This window comes from Haloquadratum walsbyi C23, from assembly GCF_000237865.1.
GTDB classification, from domain to species: Archaea; Halobacteriota; Halobacteria; order Halobacteriales; family Haloferacaceae; genus Haloquadratum; species Haloquadratum walsbyi.
Genome location: NC_017459.1, coordinates 2,819,089 through 2,844,866 on the forward strand (window position 1 = coordinate 2,819,089; position 25,778 = coordinate 2,844,866).

The following is a 25,778-nucleotide window of genomic DNA, read 5'->3' on the forward strand; positions in this document are numbered from 1 at the left end:
TGACACTTACTAATATACCGACAGTAGTCTTCAGGCTATTATATATCTCATATTGGCTTCGACGGTGTAGGTTGAACCTATATATGGTATTTGTGTGTCATCATATTGATGATCTCAGGAAGTGTAATCAATTGATGTGGGGAATTTAATATAATCAATTAATTATTGCCAGTGACATATCGACATAAGTCAAATGTCCTGTTCAGATATATATTTTGTATAAATACAAGTAGTAATTCGATCGTGTGAACTCAAATCATATCTCACCATAATAGTATATATATATGATCAGATTTATTGTGGCATGGAGAAATTAACAGATATGGTAGAGACCCGAAAGGTCCAGGTCACTGGTGGTTCAACATTCACAGTCTCAATTCCAAAAGAATGGGCAAATAGTAATGATATCTCTGCTGGGAGTGTCGTTGAATTCTATCCGGAAGGTGATTCATTGCTCTTAGCCCCAACGACTGATGAAGAGCGAACGCGCGGGAGTCTCGATGTAACTGATCTTGCTGGTGAGGAACTCACACGAGCAGTGATGACGATGTATGTTAGTGGATTCGACATTATTTCACTCACTAGTAGTCGAATTACAACAACACAACGCCGAACGATCAGAGAAGCAACACAGAGTCTTGTTGGCTTAGAGGTGCTTGAAGAGACCCGTGACCGAATCGTTGTGCGAGACCTACTTGACTCCTCTGAACTATCTATTCACAATGCTGTCACACGAATGCGATTAATCGCGTTATCAATGCTTGGGGACGCAATCGACGCAATTGCAACACTCGATACTGATATGGCTCGTGATATTATCCAACGAGATGATGATGTTGATCGCCTTTGGATGGTTGTCTCTCGGATTTTTCGATCGACGCTTCGAACACCGAAAGCGGCAGAAGAATTAGGTCTGGAAAGAGAGATGTGTTTTGATTATCAGTCGGCTGCTCGGCAGTTAGAGCGTATTGCTGACCATGCAACAAAAATAGGCCACTTAACATTGAAATTCAATGAGCAAGTCCCCGAAGATGTAATTGATTCGCTTATGGAACTGTGTGATGAGGCGCAATCGATTGTTGATGCTGCGATGGACGCACTGTTTACTGCTGATAATAACAAAGTAACCGATCTGGCGAATGATGCGCGTGAGTCGGTACAGCAAATTGATGAGCGCGCACGACAAATCGATGAATTACTCAGAGGACTTGACCCTGCCCGCGCACAGTTACTTGGACTGATTGTTGACTCGGTATCTCGAAGTGCAGATTATGGTGGAAATATTGCTGAGACTGCACTACAAAAAGCAGCACCAACACCATGAGACCTTCCCTGCCCTGAAGCGCAAAGATTCCTTCGTGGGGCATCGGACCGTCCAACGCTACCCCGAAGGTAACGTCCTCATCCACGACGGATGAGCAGTGGGAACAGCACAAGTCGCTCTTCGAGAAGTATCTGTGGGGTGGTGGGTTCTGCGTTCGTTCGTGATACATCAGGACTGCGGGAACCGTCTCAACGGAAGCAATTGAAGAGTACGTCGAACAACCAGAACACGTCTAAGCGTCGGATCGACCTTCTCGGAATCAGATTAGAGCCCTGAGGCATTCTGCCTCGAAACCTGTAGAATTATTTTAAAGTTGGAATACAGTCTGATACGTTAGCTATCTTCAAGAAGGACAGCGCTGACTTGACCAGTTTGTCCTGGTCGGGATGTCACACGTGCCTGCCCTGCAGAGGTTTCGATAATTGCTCCCTTCGTGATAATATTTCGTCGGATATAATTAACATTTGCAGGATTATCAACAACATTTTCAATTTCCTCTGTAGTCACTTCACCACTATCTGCAACTTGTGCAATATTTGTTGAAAGTGCACGGAGTTTGTCGTCAGACCCACGAGCGTCGATAACTTGAAATCGGGGGTCATCGACTGTTGTCTCTGCAGGCTCACGCCCAAGTTGGTGTCGCTTCTTTTTACTTACATCATGAAGTCGTCCACCAGTTCGTTTCCGTGTTGATCGTCCTTGATCTTTCATATTAATAGACTCTCTCGATGAGCACTTGAATGGCTCGCATTGTATGTATATGCGGGACACACTTGTCGGGTCCAATAGATTATATTGTCTGCATATGCAGTATGTGTATAGCTATGAGTCTTGAAATTGCCGTTGCTGTCCCATTTAAACAACGTGGAACAACCCGTCTTGGCGAAGGTGCATTCGTCGTTGCACTTTCACTTGATCGGAGTTGGTTTTCACCCGACCAAGTCCAGCGATTAATTACTATCGCTGCCAGTCGCGGATTACTTTCTCAGTCTGATGATAAAGTTATTGCAGAGTTCGACCCAGCAACAGTATCAATTCCTGAGTCTTACGAACCCGACGAATCAATCCTTCGAGAGCAATCGGCATTCGAGCAGTTACTTGATGTACTTGTTACTGCTGGATATGAGAAACGTGAGGCGGTTGCTGAGATCAACGAACGACAACGTCAGCTCGCTATCTCCGTTGAAGCGGCAGCGGCAGTCTATGCGACGGAAGTCGGTCTTGATCTCGATACAAATGGTGGTAGTGCGATTGATATGGCGTATAACTCACTTTGCAGTGAATGACTGATTCACATCAATGAAATATCAGTAAAATAAATACTCTCACGATAATTTGTAGTTGAGACCGTGGAATATCTGTTGAGTCATACTACCCATGAACTACCACGGGCGTGGTGGTTCGTAGTTTTGCTGTGGTCTCTGGCGGGAAGCTAGCGGAACGACCGATGGCGAGTTTAATTCCGCCTGCGCTCGTCTCTGGTGAGACTCACGTAGAACTGGTAACACCCGAACACACCGTCGGTACCACCCCAACAAATGTCGTCTGTTGCTGCCGTGATGGGTGTGTCCGTGGGTGTCCGCCCCTCGCGTGGGCGCGACACAGGCCCGGCGCACCGCGTCTCACCCAATAGTGGGTGCGTGGGTTTTGCGAGACCGGTAACGTGGGTTCCAGACTGGTATACGGCGTCCCGATAGCTCGGAACAGGCGCGTAGCCGAGCGCACGCGTTTCACCCCCGCCCACGGTGGGGCGAGGAACTCGCGCTGCTTTTGATTCACAGTGAATAACTCAACCCCAGTTATTTTTCAATGTTGGTCGATCGGAGACCGGGTCGATATCTATTGGGTCATTTTTGCTGTCAATCGCTTCAAGTGCGGCAAAGGCTGATGCGGTTGTTGAGAAGTATGTGATTTCCTCTTCAACGCAGACTTCAAGCGGATCGCGATCGCGGGAAATGACAATATCAATTTCGCCCTGTCGAAGTGCATTGATAAGAGTGTCCACATCATCATCCTCGGAGAATGTCACGAGTTCAAAACACGCGTCATAACCATCTCGGAGCGCAGCGCCATCATTACTATCCGGGGCGGGGAACTCTTCATCTGAGAGATCGACCCAAGCGGTCCCTGAGGATGGAATTGGCTTTCCAACTGAATGTTGTGCTTTGTCATAGGCTTTGCCAAAGGTTGCAGCGGTTCCCATGACCTCCCCCGTTGATTTCATCTCAGGACCAAGTCGTGGGTCTGACCCTGGTAATCGATCAAACGGTAAGACAACTTCTTTAACACTGGTTTCTGCTGGAATTTGTTCGGTAACATCTAATGTGGTCAGCGATTCACCAGCCATTACCTTCGCTGCGAGTTTTGCGATTGGAACACCTGTTGCTTTTGAGACAAATGGCACGGTGCGTGACGATCGCGGGTTTGCTTCGAGAACATACACCTCATCGTCTTTGATAGCCAGTTGGACATTTAAGAGTCCAACTGTGTCCAGTGCAGTAGCGATATCCTCTGTAACAGTGCGAACACGAGCCATTGTCTCAGCACTCAGTGACCGCGGGGGGATCATACATGCAGAGTCCCCCGAGTGGACACCGGCGCTTTCGACATGCTCCATCACACCGCCAATGATCGTACGCTCACCATCAGCAACAGCGTCTACATCAAGTTCAATTGCATCAGCAAGAAATTGATCAATAAGAATAGGTTTATCAGGTGAAACGCGGACTGCCTCTTCGATGTACTCCTGTAATTCTACATCAGAGTGGACAACATCCATCGCGCGCCCTCCAAGCACATATGAGGGGCGGACGAGTACAGGATATCCAAGATCATTCGCAAGCGTAAGCGCTTCAGACTCACTTGTTGCTGATCCACCGACTGGTTGTTTGATATCGAGACTGCTCATCAGACGGTTAAACCGATCACGATCCTCAGCAAGATCCATTGCATCGACGCTTGTGCCAAGAATATCACAGTCAAGTCCACGACGGTCAAGTTCAGCTTCAAGTGGATGTCCAATATTAACTGATGTTTGCCCACCAAACTGCACCATCACACCATCAGCGTTGGTTGCTTCAGCGACATCCGCAACCTCTTCAGCAGTAATTGGCTCAAAAAAGAGCCCATCAGAGGTATCATAATCTGTTGAGACAGTCTCTGGATTATTATTGATGACGTGTGCATCGATTCCAAGTTCCCTAAGAGCACGCACTGCATGGACTGAGCAGTAATCGAATTCCACGCCCTGCCCGATTCTAATCGGACCACCACCGACGACGACAACACTTTCAATATCACGGTCAACGCGAAGTTCTCCTGCTGCTGCAGCGCCTTCATACGGTCCAGAACCAGAGGTAAATTCAGGCTTTCTGGAAGAATAATAATATGGTGTTTGTGCAGCGAACTCGCCAGCGCAAGTATCGACTTGTTTATACGTTCGACCAGGAACAGTTTTCTCAACCACGTCAATCGTCTTTTCTGTTGTCTCCGCAATTTCGGTGTTTGTAACACCAGTTGTTGCAGCGGCTGTCAGTTCACCTTCCTCTGCGGTTTTCAGTGCAGTTGGCACGCGCTGGAATCGTTTGAGATACCACTGTTTGATACCGGTAAGCTCAGCGACCGTATCGACAGTATACTCACGATCGAAGGCTTCAAAGATTGCATACGCACGATCTGGCGTTGGTCTACTGAGATACTCAGATTTGAGCGTTTCATCACTGAGAGTCTCAAGATTGGCTGCTGGGTCGTACTCAGATGAGCGTAATGCTTTCAACAATGATTCCTCAAATGTTCGACCGATGGCCATTGCCTCACCGGTAGATTTCATAGCTGTTGAGAGCTCAAAGTCGACATTATCAAATTTATCCTTAGGCCAGCGCGGAACCTTTGTAACGATATAGTCGATTGCAGGTTCGAACGCAGCGGTCGTCTCACCGGTTATCTCATTGTTAATTTCATGGAGTCGCTTCCCGAGTGCGACTTTTGCCGTGACACGAGCAATCGGGTATCCAGTTGCTTTCGAGGCAAGTGCTGAGGACCGAGAGACTCGAGGATTCACCTCAACAACACGATACTCTCCCCCAGGAGTCCCGTCGTCATGCCATGCGAATTGAATATTACAACCACCTTGAATGCCAAGTTCACGGATAACATCGAGTGCAGCATCACGCATTGCTTGATGTCCTTCATCAGGAATAACCTGGGATGGAGTCACCACAATTGATTCACCAGTATGAATCCCCATCGGATCAAGATTCTCCATGTTGCAGATAATAATAGTCGAATCGTCAGCATCACGCATTACTTCATACTCAAGTTCTACCCATCCCGCAATTGACTCGGTGATTAATACTTCACTGTTGCGAGAGAGCCGTAAGCCCTTGCGGACACGCTCGATCAGCTCATTCATCTCAGCAACAACACCTGAGCCAGATCCGCCAAGGGTGTATGTAGTCCGAGCAATAACTGGAAGCCCGCCAACTGTCTCAACAGCCTCATGTACTCGATCTTTGAGATCTGCCTCGGTAAGCGATTGCACAGCCTCGTCTTCTGTCAGTGAGATAGTGGTCGACTGAGGTACCGGCTGTCCGATGCGCTCCATCCGTTGACGGAACAGATCGCGATCTTCTGTTGCATATATCGTCTCAAGCGGTGTTCCCATAATCTCGACATTGTGTGTTTCAAGAACACCTTCCTCTGCAAGTTCTGCTGTGACATTTAATCCAGTCTGCCCACCAAGTCCGGCAATTACACCGTCTGGCTGCTCGGAACGAATAATCTCAGCAATCGCCTCAGTCGTAATTGGTTCGATGTATACCCGATCAGCCATCTCCGGGTCTGTCATGATTGTTGCAGGATTTGAGTTGACGAGGACAACCCGTGCGCCCTCCTCTTGAAGCGCTCGACAGGCCTGTGCGCCGGAGTAATCGAACTCAGCCGCCTGCCCGATTTGGATTGGACCACTGCCGATAAGCAGGATCGTTCGGTCGGCTGATGTGGAGTCAGCGCTATTGGTATCGACCCTCATATTGTCATTTGCGTCCTCGTCAGTCATCACTGCGGTACAGTCCGCACATCGTAATAAGCCCGGCGAAATGCTACGAGATACGAAGTCGAATTACGAAATTCGTAAGCACATACGCACAGAAATCATTAGATAATAGATCTTCTGTGATCAAGCATAGTTATTGCATTACATCAGCCTCAGAAAATTCACGCTGGTTGCGATATTGCTCAACAAACTCATCAATATCAAATTCATGCATCTGTGATTCAAACTGTGCTGCAACAGGGTCCTCACCATGACTCACAGCGTGATCCATTAATTCAATTACGAGTTCAATAATCAGTTCATGTAATCGTCGAGAATCAAAATCAGTAACCCAGACAATCCCTGCACCGACTTCACCATCATCGCTCACATCAACAACGGCAACGTGGTCAGGAAACTCCTCAAGTACAATCCCAAGAAGATGAGCGGTCCCAAACTCCGGCATCTCCTCGCTAGTCGTCTCTACTGCCTCTCGGAGCACCTCAACAAGGAACTCTGGAAGAAACCGTTCTGGAGGGTGGACATCCATCACAACAGCGTGCTGTGTCCCACAGTCACACTCAAACTCACGCATTCCAAGGTCAAGTTTGCGGACAGCAGTTGTCTCACCACAAGTGAGCTCAATCATTTCACCACCTCCACTTGGGACCCGCGGTTGCGTCATATCATTATATTATATCCACAGCTGTTAAAAACCCTGATTTAGAGAATCATTCAGCCAAGATTGCGAAAAGACCAGCCCCTCATGGAGCGGCTGGAGAGACCGAGTAACAAAGCGTTATCCACATTAATTAGTCGTTTCAGACAGAAGAGCCGAAAGCAGTCGGGTGATTATAATAACTAATTGATACGATTTTGTCACTCACTCGCGGTTGTATATAATAATGGACCGACAAGCAGCAGTGCAATACCCAAGAAAAGATAATGTATCGGGACAAGTGCCTGTGGTGTAAGAATAAAAATAAGACCGAAAAGAGTGGTATTCGCTGCGATTAATCGTTGAGATTTCAATGGAAGTGCACCAACAGTAGCAAGCACAAACCCGAGTAATAGTGCCTGTCCGATGTTGTAGTTGAGCAGGAAACTATCGACAACTTGTAGAGGGAACATCGTTAATCAGATTTTCTATGTGACCTGCGCATTAAACTTCCGTTCTGAAGAGCAATCTTATCGCCCGGTTGGTCCTGTGATGTCAAGCGGACGTATCCAGCCAAACCAGACCGCAAATACCATTCCAGCGTATCCAAAAACGAAAATAAGGACTCCGAGATTGCTGTATCCTGCTTCACCGAGAGCCCGTCGTGCGAGTCCTGACCCGGCAATGCCACTCAATAATACGAGTCCTAATAATAATTTGCTTCGTGTCAGTTTGAATAGATTTGAATCATCATTATCAGTTGTATTGATTGTTCTTCCAGTGTTGTCATCAGCACCACTATCAGAGCCATCAACAGTATCGTCCGGATTGCTATCTGATGTACTGTCAGTATTCATCCTTATACTCACTACGTACTGTTTGTTGCTGATCATTCCTGAATTACTCGATTTTAATTAGAGCATCATAGATGACAGTGTGTATCGGCCATTATTCGAGTAAGAGAGCATACGATCAGATCAATCGTTAGTATACACCGAAATTAGTTGGCTGGGGAGTTATGGCCCCAGACTTCAACTGGGGAATGCCCAGTTGAAAAGGAGGTGGGCCAACACGGATTTGAACCGTGGACCTCCCGGTTATCAGCCGAGCGCTCAACCTGACTGAGCTATTGGCCCCCGGTTAAGCGCACATATTGCTAGCGTGATGATGTGTTTAAGCGTTTCCTTTCAGAGGTTTTGCAATCGTATCAAGATCACTACACTGTATCGGGGTCGGCAACGATATTATTTCCAGAAGTTGGGGTCGCTATCGGTCCTCGTCAGGACGCCCATATTCTTCAGGATCAAGGTTTACTGTATCCTCATCTGGAAAACCATCTATATATATATTGCCGGATACGAAGTCATTTGTTCGCCGATCAAGTATCGGAGTGACGATATATCGTTTTGTGAGAATTCGAATCGGGTATCGTGTTACCGGAATTGCACTTGCGAATCCGATTATATCAGTGACAATCCCGGGTGTCAATAAAAATGCACCAGCAGCGATGAGTAACCCCCCATCGATTAGTTCATTTGTCGGAAGCGTTCCTCGTGCAATCTTCTGTTGAATTCGTTGTATTGTGGTCCGACCCTCAGCACGAACAAGCACCATTCCAAAAAGACCAGTTAGGACAACAATAAGCACTGTTGTGAGGAGACCGATGGCTGTCGCAATCGGCACAAGAAGCAGTGTATCAACGAGTGGAATCGATAATAGCCCTACGATCACCCATCGAGTCTTCATATAACATATACTCAATCAGCGTTGATAGACCTTGTGTCAGTATTAATCTCAGTTGCCGTTATGACATGTAATTATATTTATCATTTACCCTCGAAGCTCTTAGGATGCGTCATCACTGATATCGTATTGTGATTGAGGATCCGACCCGCATCGAGTGGCGTCAGTGGGGTGATGAAGCGTTTACCGAAGCGCAGGCAAGTGATACACCAATACTTCTCTCATTGACAGCAACTTGGTGTAATAGTTGTCGTGAGATGGATATTGAAACATATGCTGAACCACGTATCGCCGCTAATATTAATGATGGATTTATTCCGATCCGTGTCGATATCGATCGTCATCCACGGGTCCGTGAGCGATATAATATGGGTGGATTCCCATCGACTGTCTTCTGCACGCCAACAGGAAAGTTACTCACAGGTGCGGCATATCTTGGACCTGATGGGATGCGACAAGTCATTGACTCCGTTCGGTCTGTCTGGGCTGAAAGGGGTGCTGATGCCGGCCGAGTCCCACAGGCGCTCACAGATAATCCAACGCCAACAGGAACGGTCGATGAGCGTATCGAGTCACATCTTGTCGGGCAACTTGAGTCAAAATGGGATGATCGATTTGCGGGGTGGGGAGATAATGCAAAGTTCCCACTTCCGCGGACGATTGAGTTCGCCCTTAAACGAAAACAAAGCCAAGCAATTGAGACACTTCGTGTGATTGCGGAGTCATTATATGACCATGATATAGGCGGATTCTACCGATACGCTAACAGCCGCGATTGGTCGACACCGCATAAAGAGAAAATTCTTGATACAAACGCTGCGCTTATTCGCGCATTCGTAAATGGGTATCTCTATACGGGTGAGGAAACACTGCTTGATCCCGCATACGGCACACAGCAATTTCTTATTGATCAACTATGGAATGGTGAAGCATTCGGAAAAAGCACTGTTCCGCGGTCGGAGAATGAGTCGGTAACAGAGGCATCAGAGACAACCGCCGACACTCGTCGTGACTTAACAGCGTACGCAGGATCAAACGCACTCATGGCAGATGCACTATTGACACTCGGTGCATATACCGATGACAAAGCAGCGTATGAATATAGTCGTCGTGCACTCGCGACGCTTGAGTCAGCGTTTATTATTGATAATGGAATTGTTCTTCATGCTAAGTATGACAGAGAATCAGATAACGCTAGCATAGCTGATGATGCGACAGTCATCACAGAAATAGCCGATATTGACTCTTCTAAGCCTGTGCTATTATTAGAAGACCATGCTCGCATCATCAATGCATTCGTCACCGCACATCAAGTGCTTGGACCAGATGTAGATGCGCTCAGTGATACTCCCATGTCAATTGCGAGTGCTGTTGCTGATGCGGCAATAGATGCACTCTATGATCCTGACGCTAATGGAGCGTTTCGAGATGGTCTGACAACTGGTCCCGGATTGCTTGATTGCCCACTTCGACCACTTGATGCGACCGTTGAGATGGCAGAAGCACTGTTTGAGCTTGCAGTTGTAAGCGATACTAAGCGATATAGTACAGTTGCAACAAATGCACTGGCAGCATTTGCGGGTGCTCGTGACCGGTTGGGTGTCCAAGTCGCTGGGTATGGAGCAGCCACAGCACGGGTAACACGACCAATGCTCGTTGTGAGAATAGGTGCTGGGGTAGGGTCAGATCTTCATCGTGCCGCGCTGCGCATTGCTGATCACGAAGCGATTGTTATACCTAGTGTCTCGGATATCCAACACGATTCAGCCCGTCTCACCCGTGGGTCAAAAGTCGAGACTGCAACTACGCCGGATGAAATAATGAACGCGGTGTCAATGCTCACAGAGTGAAAGAGTTGCTACCGGATCTCATCGATTGGAATCACTAACAGCGCTTTGTACCGGGACTGCGACCGCCATACCTCCACGCTGGGTGGCGTTTGCACTGGGGTTAACCTGGGGCACAGCGCCTGTATATCGGTTAAAACTGTTTTTATGATGCTGAATGCTGACCGAGGCGGTTTCTACGCCCTGTTTCAATGAGACAGATTGAGATTCTTTCTTTCGTCGTGGAAGCCACCTCGTGAACTCACCCAGGGTCAAGCCCTGAGGCAGTCGCCCCGAACCGCCTATACATCAGCCGAATGAGGTGCAGGACGCAGAAAATAACCCCGAATCCCCGTCTCTCGACAGTAGGTACGGTATAGTGGCGTGGCAATACCAGCGTTCCTTTTTGAACTGTAAAATTCTCAATCTCACAATCCAGAAAGTCTCCGCGTGTGGGAGACTCCGTCGTTTATTTTGAAGAGAATATCACGATGCACTAACCTCTGCTCGCAATTGTTCAAGTGTAACCTCACGTTCGGCATGTGCATTGTGCTGATGAATTGATTCATCATTTGATTGTTTCATTCGAACAACAGCGTCATCAGCGAGATGGTCAAATGAATTGACAACCTGTTCAGCCATTGAGCGAACACAGTCTTCAACAAACTTTGCATCGGCATGCGCATGATATGTCATATAGTCTTCGTCCGGACGTTTTGCAAGGTTATAGATCCGCGCAGACATTGCATCGCGAGCGATATCAGCGAGTTCAATCAAATCAACATCTGGTGATCCATCTGCTGTAACTGTAAGTGTTGCATGTCCTCGCTGTGAGTGCCCCGGTTGCGGGACCTGCTCAAGAAACGTCTCAATTGTCTCATCCTCAATATCGAGATCATGCATCACATCACGAGCTCTGGATGCAGACATTCCTTGAGAGCATGGACATACTGTCATTCCGATTACCTCTGCTCCAATTTCTTCGCGTGTTCCCTCATCAGTCGCAGTCGCGCTGGCAAGTATCGAGATTGTATTTTGTGTTGGAAGTTCACTTGCTGGCGTATCTTCATGCATAACTAGATCTGCGGTCATCTCGACTGTTGCAGTTGTTGTATATTCGTGTTTTTCCAATAGTCGCTCTGCAACATCACCGCACATATCCTCAACGCGAGAAACAGACCCTGAGACAGCCGCCTCAAGCGTCTCATCAATTACTTGCATATTTCGGCTCATATCGATTCCTTTCCGACCACTTGGGAGGTCAACAAACACCTCGAATTCAGCCATTAATACAAGTGGGGTTTCTCCATCGCGCTCGATCTTCACGAGTTTATCAACGTCTGTGACTCCGACCTGACTCAACCCGACGGTGACATCGGGACGACTTGCCTGAACATCAGGCAACTGGTGACTCATCGATGAGACCCTAGAACGGTATTCGATTAATGCTTTCGTTCTGTAAAGACGAATATTTGTCTGGTCAAAATCAACGAAGAGGATATATAATTCATAGTATACACATGTATATCTGAAGCTGAGATAATTACATTCAGGATAGTAGTAAGACCAATCAGAGACACAATCGAGATAGCCATTAAGAATGAGAGTGACTAGGGCCAGTCATCACGTTCGTTCGACTCAAACGGATCATCTGTCTCTGTAGCCTCAGCTAGTTCCCACCCGGCAGCGGACGCTGCATTGTCGAGCGGGAGGAATTCCCAATCAACACTTTCAGCAACATCAGCATCGGTCTGGTCATTACTGACGAGAACGTGACGGGCTGTTTCAAATTGTTGTTTGACATTCTCAAGACTTGCCTCGACTCCACGTGGTCCTGAGAAGAAATCCTGTCTCACCCGATGTTTCCGGGTGAAGTTTGTAACAACATATGTTGGCTTCTCACTCACAACGCCAACGTATTCTGTCCACTGCCGCGCATCATTAAATACAGAATTCGGATCTGCAAGCGCGCGTAACGCTTCTAACTCAAATGCAAGCGTCATATCCGCGTCACCACCTGGTGCTCCGCCATCAGTTCGGACACGCGAGTGAGCAGTTTTGCTCTTTTTTTTCGAATGTAAACTGTATATACTATTGGTCATAATTATATTGATCTTAACTATGCTACTGGACAGTCATCAAAAATTGCATCGGTCCAGCTTTACTTCATGACTTCGTATAAAGTCTGTTAGTCATAGATATTATTTCTATCAGATAAAAATATATGAATCTAGATTCAGATGCATCTTGAAGATTATGTCTATTTTATATTATCGTGGTCGAATCTATCCTCTTGATCATTATCCGAACCGTCCTCACGTATTAAACGAGCGCTGAGTCGTATCTGGACCTAAACGGAAAGCAGCGCGAGTTCCCGATGCCACTATGCGTCGGGTACTTCACAGAATTGTAATCCGGATATCATGACGGCTAATCCCGAGGCAGTTCACTCACTCGATAACTGTTTCTATTGGCTCAAGATCGTCTAATTCGAATTCTTCCTGCATCAATATATCACGCTGACCAGAGACAACGCGACGTTCTCGCATCAGTTGTTTATATTTCGATTGTGGTGAGAGGTCACCGATAAGAACGCCACCGACAATACGCCCATCTTTAAATGCTAATCGTCGCCATTCAGTGTCGGAGTGTTTTGCCTCGGCAGTATCATCACCAAGGGTTGGATGTCCAAATGAGAGGAATGGGAAATCAAAGTGAGTAATCGAGTATGATGAGACCCACTCAAATGGTTCTGAATTATACTCAATCATGTTTTTTGCTGCAATCGATCCTTGCTCTTTTGCCGACCCCCATGCGCCATTCTGCCCACGTTCTCCAAGTATCCGGTCATAAAACTGTGTGATATCGCCTGCAGCGAATACATCCTCGTGACTTGTCTGCATATATTCATCGACAATAATCCCATCATCACACTCGATTGGGGTATTTTGGAGAATCTCAGTATTGAAATTCAACCCAATCGCAATACCAACGAAGTCAGCATCATACTGGTCACCATTTGGGTCAACGGCTGTAGTTACATGACCAGTCTCATCGACCTCAAAGTGATCAACTCCTGACTGGAACACGGGCTCAACGCCACGTTCACGAAGCGCATCATGAATAATTGATGCACCCTGCTCGGAAAGCGCATATCGCCACCAGCAATCCCCGCGCATCAAGTACTTTCCTTCGACGTCCTGTGCGGCAGTGATAGCTGCGAGGTCAATCCCGAGTAATCCTGCTCCAACAATAACGGAACTGTCCGCAGACTCAATGTTTGATTTGATGTCTCGAGCATCTTGGAATGTCCAGAAGTGATGGACTCCATTTGCGTCAGCGTTCTCAACCGGCAGTTGTGTCGGCGTCCCACCTGTCGCGAGAAGGAGCTTATCCCAGTCATACACGTCGCCATGATGTGTCTCAATTGTATGCTCAGTAACATCAATATCAACGACAAGGGTATTCAATTCGAGATTAATATCACGATCATCATACCAAGACACATCGTGAATTGAGATTGGCGCCGCTGGGAGCTTTCCTTTTGCATACTCCTTGATTAGAATTCTATTATATAACGACTCGCCTTCATCGGTGAGAACGGTGATATCAGCATCAGGTGCCTCCCCACGAAGTGTCTCAGCGGCGGAGCTCCCCGCAACCCCGTCACCGATAATCACGTACGACTGGGTCATATGTAGAGTGTTTGCGTCGGGATTAAAAGTGAATTGCTATCAGGAGTGCCCAGGTCTTAACAACGATATTAATACACACACCAACCTATAACATAATATCTGCAATTCAGATCTCTTCATATGAACCGTTTGTATGGCAGCCGTGAACTGCCTCGAGGTCAAATCAAAGCCTCGAGGCACTCGCCTTGTTCCGCCTGTAGATTGATTACAATCACATGTATGAGTGGTGTAATATACATATACAATCGGATACTTGAAGTTCGCTCAAACTAATCCAGGGTTGATGAAAATTCGTCAGAATATTCGACATTTCGCCGCAAAGAAGGCACTCACGATGCCTATTATTGGTGATATCGCGACAGAAAAACTCGTGGATCTTCATGTCAGTATTTTTGGGAAGAAAGCCGACCCTGAGTACCGCGAGGAACGAGAGCCACATCTTGAGACATTTTTTGATTGCACATTTGAAACGTATGTCTGTGCACTTGAGGAAGGATTTACTGAGGCAGAAGCCCGGGAAATCACGCATATTCAAGCGAATTTCGACTTTTATAATCATGGATGGACAGAAATGATGGAATTCCCTGCGGAAGAACTTGAAACGCATTATGAGCGGTATGAGGAGTTCTTTAATAGATATAATATCGACATCGCAAGTCCACTTGGTGATTTCAAAACACAAAATATCATTGCAGCATCATCAACGCCAGGACGGCTTAATAACCCAGAACATCCACATGCCGAGGGTGGATTTGCGGACGACGTATACGTTGAAACTGAGTCTGGCGAACTTACTGTCGGTAGTCAAACAGAGCCAGATACTATTAATGTTGAAGATGCACCTGGACTCCAAGATGTTGATACTGACACCGATGAGATAACTGAAGCTTGAGGTCTTCCCCCATCCTGAAGGAACGATGGTTTGACCCACAGCTTCTATACGTCGAATAACGTTAGAGTAGGCAGTATCTGCTTTGTTTACCTGTGAGTAGCCTAAGCAGCAGACGGAATCCAACTCACTCGCCACCGCTCAATCAGCTGTGTTTCTATATGATAAATTATTAATCATTAAATAAATAGTTGCCGTGCTACATCGCACAGTCTGTGGCTCTTCATAATAGCAATTTGATATTATGAGCCACCATCTGGTCGCACAGTTGATGACTGCATTGGGTTTGTATTTCGTGTATCATCAATATCAGTGCTACTCTGAGTTGTATTCTCACCGTTATCGAATGTTTTAATAATACGGTCGGCTGCTTCGTATCCAGCAACAACCCCGCCATTGAGCGAACGCTCCGGATACTGTGCTGCCGAAGCCATCCCAGCGTAATAAATCCCGTCACCGACTGTCTCTCCAATATCATACGGAATAACTAAATCAAGATAGCCACGTTCATATATCGGTGCTGCACGAGGATTCCGTGAGATACGAATATCATTAATATTTTCTCGACTGAACTCCGGAAACATCGATTCAATTTCTGTGAGCCATTGTTTTTGTACACTTTCGTCATCAGCCTGCCAGAGGTCCTCTGTTTGGTCCTGAACGTATGCGGCGATATACATCAAATGATCACCGCCATATCTTTCAGGATCAACAAAGTTCGTATGTTCAATAAGAGCCCCAAATGGCGCATCGTGTGCGATATTAAGCCAATATGTATCTAATACGGACTCATCCATGCTCATAAGTCCACAGACAGCTCCCTGGAAATCAATATCGCATGTATAGCCTGTGAGTGATTCTAATACATTTGGCATTGTCGCTACAATAGCCGAATCAACTGAATACATTGTGTCTGTATCGTCTTTCGACCCTGTAGTATCGGTCACTGTGAGTGAACTCACAGCGTTCGTCTCTGAGTCAATGGTGATGTCAGTCACAGAGGCATTTGTCATGATATTCTCACGACCGACAGCATCAATAAGCGCATCAAGCAATACACCAAAACCACCATCGAAGTAACCAAGCACCTCTCCCCGCAACGGATCACGCTCACCACGGAATCGAACACGCCCAAGGAACCATGCAGCTGAAACGTCATGTTTTCGATCACCGTATTTCCCATCAAGCAATGGATCGACGAAGCTCTCATACACGCCCGTGGTGGTATGTTTCTCGACAAACTCTCGGACAGTCATGTGCTCATACGCCGCAAGATCGTCATATGCGTCAAGATCTGGAATGCCATCGCGAATATCAACGCCAAGAGTCAACAATCCAAGTCTGAAAGTGTCGTACAGACTTAGATGTGGATATGTAATAATGTCTAAGGGAGTATTGAGTGGATGTGCAGTTCCATCGACGTAATATCCATTTGTTCCGATACGCCATTCAACACGATCCCCCAGTCCCAGCTCTTCAGCGAGTGCAACGATTGTTTCTTCGGACTTTGAGAGGTGATGGTAGAATCGCTCAATATCGTCACCGGCTGTTTCATACACAGCTGCAAGCCCACCAACCGTTTCTGTGGCTTCGAATACCTGCACTTCATGTCCCGCTTGTTGAAGCCGATATGCCGCAGCTAATCCAGCAATGCCGCCCCCGACGACACCAATCATGATACTCACTATTCAATTGTCCATCAAGTGTGTTCCGCTTGAATAAGCAATGTGTGCGGATGTATGACTGCAGTATATATTGCATGTTGTATATCAGATATTGTATATGACATAATTCTCGGAGGAATAGGATCAATATCTCTAGATATATTATCTGACGAATACAGCCTAAGCTACGTTCTTCAGGAGATAAATCTAAGCAAGTCGGTATAATTCACTTGTTGGGTACTCGTTCGCTACCTTTTTACCCGCAGTTTGGCAATCTGATGCGTATGGAGACGGTCAGGGCGCCTGCGACAAGTGCAAACCTTGGTAGTGGGTTTGACGTTTTTGGCGTTGCACTTGATCGTCCCGCTGACATTGTCCGCGTTGAGCGCGCCGATAAGACAACGATTGAGGTAACTGGGGTTGGAAGCCAATATATTCCGGAAGATCCACATTCAAATGTTGTTGGTGCTGTCGCAGAGGCACTTGATGCTCCTGCACAGATTCAAATTGACAAGGGTGTTCGACCGTCTTCGGGGCTTGGATCATCAGCCGCCAGTGCAGCAGCCGCGGCTGTTGCACTTAATGGATTATACGACCGCGGACTATCGCGGACAGAACTCGTTCCAATCGCTGCTGAGGGCGAAGCGATTGTTTCTGGCGAAGCACATGTTGATAATGTCGCACCAGCACTACTTGGTGGATTTACTATCGCTCGAAATAGCACGGTCACAACCGTTGATACCACGATCCCTCTTGTTGCATGTCTTCCAGAAATTGCCGTCTCGACGCGGGATGCTCGTCGAGTTGTCCCAGACTCGATAACGATGGAGGAAGCAGTTCATACAGTCGGGTCCGCAGCAACGCTCACCGTTGGAATGTGTCAAAGCAATCCAGCGTTGGTCGGAGCAGGAATGGATGAGCACGTTGTGACGCCAGCGCGAGCAGAATTGGTCACTGGATACGATACTGTTCGTGAGGCAGCACTAACTGCTGGAGCAACAGGTGTTACCGTCTCGGGAGCAGGTCCCGCGATTCTTGCCGTATGCAAGGCAGAAAGACGTCGTGCTGTTGCTGCGGCGATGATTGATGCATTTGAGACAGCTGATGTTGAAGCCCGCGCATACCAGACATGTGTAAGTGCCGGTGCGACATTATTCTAAAGGTAACATCGAGATTTTTAGGATCACCTGACCTCTGGATGACTCAGTTGATTTCTTGACTCGCAAACCCTACCATTCGTTCGGAATGTAAGCCTGTCTAGATCGGAGCGCTTTGTAAGCTACCCATCCTCATTCCACGAACTCGCTCTGCGTGGAGCGCTGTTGATATATGTTGAAGCGATTGTAAAAGCCACGGGTTACTCAATTCATGATCGTTTATTCTGGAGATAAATATGAAAGATCCTTGCACCAAATCCAGCGATTAACTGTAAGTCAAAAAGAGGTTTATCATTCCGATAGCCGTCAAATAGGTCAAAAACGCTTACTTGCCGAAAATTAACAAAACCGGCTGTTTACACGCCGCGAGTCTGCAGTTTCTCGCCCTCAGATAGATCAGCGTTAGCTTCGCCTTTCATGCCTTTACCAGGGTTGGATGCAATCTGAGCGAGTTCATCAGGATCATCCCAATTGTTTACAGCTTCAACAATTGCTCGACCCATCGCACGTGGATTTTCAGCGCCGAAAACACCCGATCCAACGAAAATCCCATCGCAGCCATGATGCATCATTAATGCAGCGTCGGCTGGAGTTGCAATGCCGCCAGCCGCGAAATTCACGACCGGGAGACGACCCATCTCAGCGGTTTCATGAACAAGTTCTGCAGGTGCCTCATGATCACGTGCCCATCTTTCACGCTCTTCGTAACTTTTTCCAATGAGTTCACGGATTGAGCTCTTGATGTTTCGTTGATGATGAACTGCTTGATTCACATCGCCGGTTCCAGCTTCACCCTTTGTCCGAATCATTGCTGCCCCTTCGTCAATCCGACGAAGTGCTTCTTGAAGATTTCGTGCGCCACAAACAAATGGTGCGGTAAAGTGGCGCTTATCTATGTGATACCGGTCATCAGCAGGGGTAAGAACCTCACTTTCGTCGATCATATCGACGCCAAGAGATTCGAGGATTTCTGCCTCTTTTGTGTGTCCGATTCGGGACTTCCCCATCGCCGGAATTGAAACTTCATCGATGATTTCAGGGACAATGTCTGGATCAGGCATCCGAGCAACACCGCCACGCTTTCGAATGTCTGCTGGAACAGATTCAAGCGCCATCACAGCGACTGCACCTGCGTCTTCTGCAATCCGTGCTTGTTCGGCGTCAACGACATCCATAATCACGCCGCCTTTTTGCATCCGTGCGAACCCACGTTTCACTAATTCCGTACCGCGGCGTAATTCAGACAGATCGGTCTTCTCGGACATATGTTTAATTATACCCGAACACACTTAAACCGATTCACTCGTGCGCGCACGCGGCGTTTAGACGATATCAGTGACCGTATTATAAAATGGTCTCAGTATACAAGCGGTCGGATTTATTCTAGTATGAACATTAGATTCGTTTTCATTCTTGACTGGTGGCAATGCGGGAGATTTATTCGATGAAGCTTCCCATGAGAAATTGTGTATTGGTATCACCACCTGTGCGGTGTTATCAATCTTGTATCTCGGCGATAACTCACAGTGTAATATATGTCTATATCCGATGCACTTCATCGACTTACATCCGGTCAGGGACTGCCGAGTGCAGACCGACTTCCGCGGTGGCTCTCGCCGGTGCCGAGATGGCTTGAGAATCTTGGACTCCGATTGGTTCCAGCAATAATTATTATCAACGTGCTTGGGACATTGTTTGGGTTTTGGTATTATGGGTTTCATCCCATCCCGCAAACTGATCCACTCATCACATGGCAGTTCGCAAGCGAGCCGGTCATCATGTGGCCATTTGTCCCTGATAGCCCACTTGCAACATTATTCATCGCGCTCGCGTTTTTTACGTGGTGGCGTGGAAAAACGAATGAATATCTTGCCGCTCTTGCCTTTTTTGGCTGTTGGAAGCTTGGGCTATGGACACCGTATGTACTTACTGTGTTTGCGGATGCATTCTTATCTGTTACATGGACGCCACTGTATCTATTTTTATTTATTAGTCATCTCGGAATGGTTATCGAAGCGTTTGTGCTACATCGGATTGCAGACTTTCCTATTCGGGCTGTGGGTGTTGCGCTTATATGGTATGGATTCAACGATATTGTCGATTATCTCATACCGATTGTTGGCGACCCGCATCATACCGCAATTCCGGTGGCAGACACAACCACTGTCGGAAACTCAACTGCACTCCACCTTGCAGCTGCCGGCGCGATTACGCTCACATTTATTGCAACGTTCTTTGCACTCTCAACGCGTATCTATAAGATCAAAACTCGTTCATGATTGTCTCATGGAGAATAATTGATAGCAATGACTGAGGAGGATATATGCTCATACCATGTGTCACTGGAAGCGAAAATATGGGTACATCAGTTATTAGGAATAAATAGAAACTGGTGTTTCGATTGGTGGCTACTGGCACATCTCACAATCTGACGATGCGATTTAATTATTAGGCTTATTGGTAGAAGTGAAATATCATCATTAATTTTGATAGGTATCAGTTTCTGCTTGAACTTGCTGTGCAAGGACATCATCATCCTCAGCGTGTGCTCGTACCCAAAGTTGGCCAATATGTGAAAGTCGGGTTCGATATGATTTTCCACGGTCCTCCTGTTCGATATATCCTTTTCCACCGGGACCAAGACGATCGACATTATATATCACCTTCGAGCGGAATGAGTCAGTATATTCCTCATTCATGTCACGCGCGAGCATCTCAGCAAGTTCTGAGACCGAATCAAACTCTCCGTATTCACCGAGTTCAAACAAAATGATCTTTTCGAATGGTTTGACGTTCCGAAATGAAGCGACTGGAAGTTCAATGATATGTCCACCATCCACAGGCTTAGCGCCGATTGTCGTCCCCCGTTCATCAAATTCTTCAATGAGATCAGCAGCTGTCTGGTGTCGCTCGCGAATACGCTGATCAAATTCTGTGGCGTTACTACTATCAAGAATATCCCCAAGAAGTTCTTTCGCAGCACGCACTTCCTCAGCGAGTTCCGTCTCAAGATACTTTTCAGGGGCCGTATAGTACGTATGAATCCGATCTCTATCGGCTTGGCGTTCAACCATAATTGAATGAGCAGCCGTAGCATACGCAAATGAGACCGGACGGGGCATTGCTGAGACGTTCACCCATACCTCTGCATCTTTCGCAATGTCGAGTTGATCATTGATGAGATCATATGCCTGCTCAAATGCAGCGTCATAATCGTATACATCCGCAACGACGACACGATTCGTATCAGCACCTAGTAAATTCTTGAAATCCTTCTCAAGTTTTTTAGAGAGATTTTGAGAATACTCAACGTTTGATTCACTGCCCACCGCGCCCTCAAGCAGAATAACGCGGTCAACATCTACTTGATCTCGTATCAGCGGTGCAATGAGCCGATCGTAATCAAATCCAACGGGGACCACGTGTGTCTGCATACAACTTGATAGAATGGAGATGGTGTTACCATTGTTGGTGTTCGATTAGTTGAGATAAATTTATACTACATATATCGTATATTACTGTTATTAATCTGTGGCGAAATCACCCAATGGCAGCATCCATGTCCACATCTCAGGATACTCATATCGTTTATATTAAACATGAGTTTGATACCATCCATGCACAGATGCATCAAATTGGCTTTTGAGTGTGATGGCTGAAATGAACATACGGGTTTAATCTGCGCGTGACTGTGACCGTGACCCAACGGCGAACGCCTCGGTCTGTTCATCGGCTCCAGCGGTTGTAATAAGAGAAACACCGACAGTCAATACAAGCGAAAGAACGATTCCATACAGCGCAAAGTCCCAGGTTAAATATGTTGATCCAAACACCGTGACGCCAGCGATGGTGGTCGATGGAATAAATACATGTAAGAGATAGAATACTTGAGAACCAGCAATTCCAGCAAACATTCCCTGTCGTGTTGTTTGTGACCAATATAGTGCAATTAATACTGGGAGCGTCAGTTGTGCGAACCCACCAAATGCTGTATCGCCGATTTCAACAAGGTCCCCGGGCGGAACAGACTGGCAGCAAATGTTGCAAGTGCAAATCCAGCAACTCCAAATCTTCCAATCCATCCTTCCCGACTCGTTGATGCTGTTGGGTTGATGAGGGGTCGATAAATATCACGAGTAAGATATGATGACCCAGAGAGGAGCATCGAGTCTGATGATGACATCATCGCTGCCATAGCACCGGCAACGACGAGTGCAGCAAACCATGCTGGGGTATATTCAGTTAATAATACAGGAATAACATTTGATCCTGATGGGACAGAAATTCCCAATCCAGCGGCCCATGACCCAAGGAGAAACGCAGGAACAAAGAGTAATAAGACAAGGATCGGCATAGCGTGAATGAGCGCTTTAGCACTGTAGCACTTTTAGCGACAAAGAATCGCTGATTGATCTGTGGAAACATTGTGACGCCAAAGGCAATTGTCACTGCTGTTGAAATCATCCATTGTGGGGAATATAATCCACCACCAAGTGAGAGAAACTCTGGATTTGATGTTGCAAGCGCAGTCGAAACCGAATCCATGCCGCCTGCACTTGACAGCACCCATGCAACAGCAATCCAGATGATACCAAGCATAAATATACCCTGAAGGGTATCGGTCCATGCAACCCCACGAAGTCCCGACGCGGCGACATAGATAATCATAAAAACGGTTATCAGTGCTGCACCCGCCCAATATGGCACTGCGCCACTAGTGAGTCCAACAAGTGCCTCGCCTGCACCCATCTGTTGTAACATGATATATGGGAACAGCCAAAATAATGACACACCGGCAACAAGATATCGCAATCGCGCTGAGGCGAAGCGATCGCCAAGCATCTCGCCGAGTGTTACATAGCCATGGCGTTCACCAACAAGCCATTGCCGATATCCAATGACATACCAAAGGATTGCAAAGAGGATGCCATCCATTAGCCCCATGACAAGTATCCATTCAGGACCAGCACCATATGTGAGATTTGGACCACCAAAGAATGTAAACGCCGAGAGAAGAGTCGCAAAGGTGGTAAAAAGCAGTACGATTGTTCCAAGCGAACGACTGGCAAGATAATAATCTTCAGCATCGCTGCCCGTTAATCGGTATCCAACAATCCCAACACTAAGAGCAAGAACGAGATATGCAGCAACAACGCCTAGTTCAATGCCAATTGCCGATTCAGCCATCTGCTCGGTCCTCCATGCCATCATCAACACCTGTTATTGGAACATCCATACCACGGTCCCATGCGTTGCGGGTAAAAGCGGCAAATGCAACCGCTGCAATACACATCCATCCGATATGCCACCATAACCACACTGGAAGACCTCCGAACGTGACGGTGTTTCCCCATAGAAACCATGGGATGGCGAATGTGACAAGCACTGCAAAAACCCCGATCCATATATAATCCCTCTGATTTCGGGTCATATCTGATAATAGTTGATTGATACACCTAAACGTTGTTCTTCAAGCTTTCATTAACGCTGTTGAAGAGATATTTTATTCAAAAGCGGCGAAATATTGATACCTAATTCATTGCTGTCGTCGATTGCTATGATGAGGTCCCCTAACAATACCGTGGTGACACTGTGGTGTACGATATACGACAAGTATTTGCCGCGAGCAAGCCGTATCTAAATACGTCACAGAGATGTGACATCATCATATCATCATTCACCCCGCAGGGGGAATTATCATGAACGACTCAGATAAATATCTCATCCACGCCGCGATTACTGCAGACGGAATCGTTGAGCGCTCTGACGTTGTGGGAGCGATCTTTGGTCAAACAGAGGGATTGCTGGGCGACGAACTCGATCTTCGTGATCTTCAGCAGTCCTCAAAAGTCGGGCGAATTGATGCCGACATTGATTCACAGAATGGTCAATCTTTTGGCGAGGTTACAATCGCCAGTAGTCTTGATCGTGTTCAAACAGCAATTCTTGCTGCCTCGCTCGAGACAATTACTCGGGTTGGACCATGTGATGCGACTGTTGAAGTTACTAACATTGAGGATGTCCGGCAAGCCAAACGTCGTGAAGTCGTTGAACGAGCAAAAGAGCTTCTTGTTGAGTCATTTGATGAAAGTGTGATGACTTCTTCAGAGATTCTTGAGGAGGTTAAAGAAAGTGTTCGAATCGGAGAAATTGATGAATACGGCGGTCTCCCTGCTGGTCCGCATGTTGCTGATTCTGATGCAGTTATTATCGTTGAGGGACGTGCCGACGTACTGACACTTCTTCAGTATGGGATCAAGAATGCAGTTGGAGTCGAGGGGACCAATATCCCAGAGTCGATAGCCAAGTTGACACACAATCGAACGACGACAGCTTTCTTTGACGGCGACCGTGGTGGTGATCTCATTCTTCGTGAATTAAGCCAAGTCGGCGATGTTGATTATGTTGCATTCGCCCCCGAAAACAAATCTGTAGAGGATCTCAAACGCGCAGCTGTATTTGATGCACTCCGAGAGAAAATCTCAATTGACGCAGTGGAGATTGATCCCAACCGTAGGGTAGATAATGAGCCTGATGTTGGTAGCGCCACTAATGCAGATATTGGTCTCAATACTGAATCCAGCGATACTGACGAATCATCATCCCAAACAACAGTCACTGATGGTGAAGGAAAAGTGCGTTCTAAAGCCATATCGGCAGCAGAATATCATACGGACACATCAGGCGTTGATAATGCACATAGAGACCAATCGCCAGATGTAATCACAAACGATCAATCAGCAACTGAAACACACTCAGATGATGTCGAGCAACGTACCACCAATCAACATATTTCAACAGCAAATAATAGCTCCCAGGTTCAATCAGAATCTGTCACAACTGATTCAGCAGTAGATTCAAACAACTTAGACAGTGTAAATACCATTTCATCAGAAGCACAATCATCCCAGTCACCTAATCAATCCGTGGATAAGTCAGAACGAGAGACAGAACCAGAGACAGAGACAGAGACGGATGTGAATTATTCACCTGAGAAGACACAATCAAATACTAATAAAAACTCCGTTACTGATGTCCAAAGCAGTGTCGAGGGGCAACCGGATATGTCTGAGGAAGCATCAAAGTCTGACAACGGTGCTCAGGATAACTCAGCGGGGGAATCCGAAGAGCCCAGTTCGTTACGCGATCACGCACGCACAGTCGTTGGTGGAGACACAGGGTGCGTTCGGCTTGTTGATGAAGAGTATACAACGCTCACGGAAGCACCAGTTGCAACCGCTGTTGATGCCGTTAAGACAGCCGATGCTGTTCCACACGGTGTCATCGCCGATGGAGATATCACGCAGCCACTGCTTGATATCGCCTCACAGCGCGGTGTTGAGCAGATTATCGCTGCATCAACAGATGAGTTCGTGAAGCGACCAGTTGGTCTGCAATTGCGGACAGCAGATGAGCTACTGAGCTGAATACGGGTGCTAATCCCCCGTCCTCAAGAAACGAGCGAAGCGAGTGAGTAGGGCGGGGATACAGCACCGTCATCAGTTATTCATACAGTTCAATCGATACAGATATTCTCCTCTTGGCATAATTAATGATACGATACTTCCTACGCTTCTGACAGTGTCCAAGCGCAACAAAAAGCGCGCACTGTCGATTGTGGGCGAGTATCCACAGGTAGGAGTGGTTCACTCCGAACCGCCCCTGAAGGGAAATCGCCTGCGGAGTCTGGAATCCCGTGCCCACATTTGGTATACATTCCGACGCAGAAACAGGAAGCCCTGTCCTCAGCAAGCGAGGGGCGAGCTTCCGAGCGCAGTAGAGCAGGGTAG

The 25,778-nt window shown here is 47.0% G+C and carries 21 protein-coding genes, 1 tRNA gene and 1 pseudogene; 7 read left to right on the plus strand and 16 right to left on the minus strand.

All coding sequences use genetic code 11. From position 1 onward, the window contains the following. Positions 1–322: 322 nt before the first annotated feature. A complete protein-coding gene (locus HQRW_RS12715) occupies positions 323–1,324 on the plus strand; it encodes a phosphate uptake regulator PhoU (protein WP_011572507.1) in 1,002 nt (333 codons plus the stop codon). Positions 1,325–1,657: 333 nt separating this feature from the next. On the opposite strand, the gene HQRW_RS12720 is transcribed toward HQRW_RS12715, so the two are convergent. Further along, the gene (locus HQRW_RS12720; protein ID WP_011572508.1) at positions 1,658–2,035 is read right to left on the minus strand and encodes a 30S ribosomal protein S8e; all 378 of its coding nucleotides are present in this window, start codon (positions 2,033–2,035) and stop codon (positions 1,658–1,660) included. Between the two features lie 113 nt (positions 2,036–2,148). Here HQRW_RS12720 and HQRW_RS12725 point away from each other — a divergent pair, with 113 nt between their 5' ends. Then, positions 2,149–2,610: a DUF2240 family protein gene (locus tag HQRW_RS12725; protein WP_014556915.1), complete on the plus strand. Its 462-nt coding sequence runs from the start codon at positions 2,149–2,151 to the stop codon at positions 2,608–2,610. A 503-nt stretch (positions 2,611–3,113) separates the two neighbouring features. On the opposite strand, the gene carB is transcribed toward HQRW_RS12725, so the two are convergent. The 6 genes from carB to HQRW_RS12755 form a co-directional block, all read right to left on the minus strand. Next, the gene (gene carB / locus HQRW_RS12730; protein ID WP_014556916.1) at positions 3,114–6,380 is read right to left on the minus strand and encodes a carbamoyl-phosphate synthase large subunit; all 3,267 of its coding nucleotides are present in this window, start codon (positions 6,378–6,380) and stop codon (positions 3,114–3,116) included. Positions 6,381–6,510: 130 nt separating this feature from the next. Beyond that, positions 6,511–7,041: a DUF5815 family protein gene (locus HQRW_RS12735; RefSeq protein ID WP_014556917.1), complete on the minus strand. Its 531-nt coding sequence runs from the start codon at positions 7,039–7,041 to the stop codon at positions 6,511–6,513. A 194-nt stretch (positions 7,042–7,235) separates the two neighbouring features. After that, positions 7,236–7,487: a hypothetical protein gene (locus HQRW_RS12740; protein WP_011572512.1), complete on the minus strand. Its 252-nt coding sequence runs from the start codon at positions 7,485–7,487 to the stop codon at positions 7,236–7,238. Positions 7,488–7,544: 57 nt separating this feature from the next. After that, a complete protein-coding gene (locus HQRW_RS12745) occupies positions 7,545–7,745 on the minus strand; it encodes a hypothetical protein (RefSeq protein WP_049892349.1) in 201 nt (66 codons plus the stop codon). A gap of 331 nt (positions 7,746–8,076) precedes the next feature. After that, positions 8,077–8,150: transfer RNA gene (locus tag HQRW_RS12750), tRNA-Ile, on the minus strand. Between the two features lie 130 nt (positions 8,151–8,280). Then, positions 8,281–8,760 (minus strand): FxsA family protein, encoded by a 480-nt coding sequence (locus HQRW_RS12755; RefSeq protein ID WP_014556919.1) that lies wholly within the window; start codon positions 8,758–8,760, stop codon positions 8,281–8,283. Positions 8,761–8,888: 128 nt separating this feature from the next. Here HQRW_RS12755 and HQRW_RS12760 point away from each other — a divergent pair, with 128 nt between their 5' ends. Further along, complete coding sequence (locus HQRW_RS12760; RefSeq protein ID WP_014556920.1) at positions 8,889–10,607, plus strand: DUF255 domain-containing protein; 1,719 nt, start codon at positions 8,889–8,891, stop codon at positions 10,605–10,607. 462 nt (positions 10,608–11,069) lie between these two features. On the opposite strand, the gene mptA is transcribed toward HQRW_RS12760, so the two are convergent. From mptA to HQRW_RS12775, 3 genes are all read right to left on the minus strand, one after another. Continuing rightward, positions 11,070–11,999, minus strand: a complete 930-nt coding sequence (gene mptA, locus HQRW_RS12765) for a GTP cyclohydrolase MptA (protein ID WP_014556921.1) — start codon at positions 11,997–11,999, stop codon at positions 11,070–11,072. A 194-nt stretch (positions 12,000–12,193) separates the two neighbouring features. Then, positions 12,194–12,586: a DUF7124 domain-containing protein gene (locus HQRW_RS12770; RefSeq protein WP_048067086.1), complete on the minus strand. Its 393-nt coding sequence runs from the start codon at positions 12,584–12,586 to the stop codon at positions 12,194–12,196. Between the two features lie 447 nt (positions 12,587–13,033). After that, positions 13,034–14,278: an NAD(P)/FAD-dependent oxidoreductase gene (locus tag HQRW_RS12775; RefSeq protein ID WP_011572518.1), complete on the minus strand. Its 1,245-nt coding sequence runs from the start codon at positions 14,276–14,278 to the stop codon at positions 13,034–13,036. Between the two features lie 283 nt (positions 14,279–14,561). Between HQRW_RS12775 and HQRW_RS12780 the strand changes: the two genes are divergently transcribed. Continuing rightward, positions 14,562–15,170, plus strand: coding sequence for a DUF6149 family protein (locus HQRW_RS12780; RefSeq protein WP_014556923.1), 609 nt, complete (start codon positions 14,562–14,564; stop codon positions 15,168–15,170). A 239-nt stretch (positions 15,171–15,409) separates the two neighbouring features. Here HQRW_RS12780 and HQRW_RS12785 read toward each other — a convergent pair whose 3' ends face one another. Beyond that, entirely contained in the window at positions 15,410–16,843 is a 1,434-nt protein-coding gene (locus HQRW_RS12785) for an NAD(P)/FAD-dependent oxidoreductase (protein ID WP_014556924.1), read from the minus strand. 272 nt (positions 16,844–17,115) lie between these two features. On the opposite strand from HQRW_RS12785, the gene HQRW_RS12790 reads away from it, so the two are divergent. Next, entirely contained in the window at positions 17,116–17,991 is an 876-nt protein-coding gene (locus HQRW_RS12790; protein ID WP_014556925.1) for a homoserine kinase, read from the plus strand. Positions 17,992–18,344: 353 nt separating this feature from the next. Here HQRW_RS12790 and pdxS read toward each other — a convergent pair whose 3' ends face one another. Continuing rightward, a complete protein-coding gene (pdxS, locus tag HQRW_RS12795) occupies positions 18,345–19,253 on the minus strand; it encodes a pyridoxal 5'-phosphate synthase lyase subunit PdxS (protein ID WP_014556926.1) in 909 nt (302 codons plus the stop codon). 270 nt (positions 19,254–19,523) lie between these two features. Between pdxS and HQRW_RS12800 the strand changes: the two genes are divergently transcribed. After that, entirely contained in the window at positions 19,524–20,267 is a 744-nt protein-coding gene (locus tag HQRW_RS12800) for a DUF1405 domain-containing protein (protein WP_014556927.1), read from the plus strand. Positions 20,268–20,468: 201 nt separating this feature from the next. Here HQRW_RS12800 and HQRW_RS12805 read toward each other — a convergent pair whose 3' ends face one another. From HQRW_RS12805 to HQRW_RS12815, 4 genes and pseudogenes are all read right to left on the minus strand, one after another. Continuing rightward, complete coding sequence (locus HQRW_RS12805; protein ID WP_011572524.1) at positions 20,469–21,422, minus strand: HFX_2341 family transcriptional regulator; 954 nt, start codon at positions 21,420–21,422, stop codon at positions 20,469–20,471. A gap of 240 nt (positions 21,423–21,662) precedes the next feature. Continuing rightward, positions 21,663–21,902, minus strand: a complete 240-nt coding sequence (locus HQRW_RS17045) for a hypothetical protein (RefSeq protein WP_394324564.1) — start codon at positions 21,900–21,902, stop codon at positions 21,663–21,665. A 50-nt stretch (positions 21,903–21,952) separates the two neighbouring features. Further along, positions 21,953–23,199, minus strand: a pseudogene (locus HQRW_RS12810) (sodium:solute symporter family protein). Then, complete coding sequence (locus tag HQRW_RS12815) at positions 23,168–23,419, minus strand: DUF3311 domain-containing protein (RefSeq protein ID WP_014556929.1); 252 nt, start codon at positions 23,417–23,419, stop codon at positions 23,168–23,170. Before HQRW_RS12815 ends, HQRW_RS12810 begins: the two are co-directional and overlap by 32 nt. A gap of 268 nt (positions 23,420–23,687) precedes the next feature. Between HQRW_RS12815 and dnaG the strand changes: the two genes are divergently transcribed. Then, positions 23,688–25,415: a DNA primase DnaG gene (gene dnaG, locus HQRW_RS12820; protein ID WP_014556930.1), complete on the plus strand. Its 1,728-nt coding sequence runs from the start codon at positions 23,688–23,690 to the stop codon at positions 25,413–25,415. The last annotated feature ends 363 nt before the right edge of the window (positions 25,416–25,778 follow it).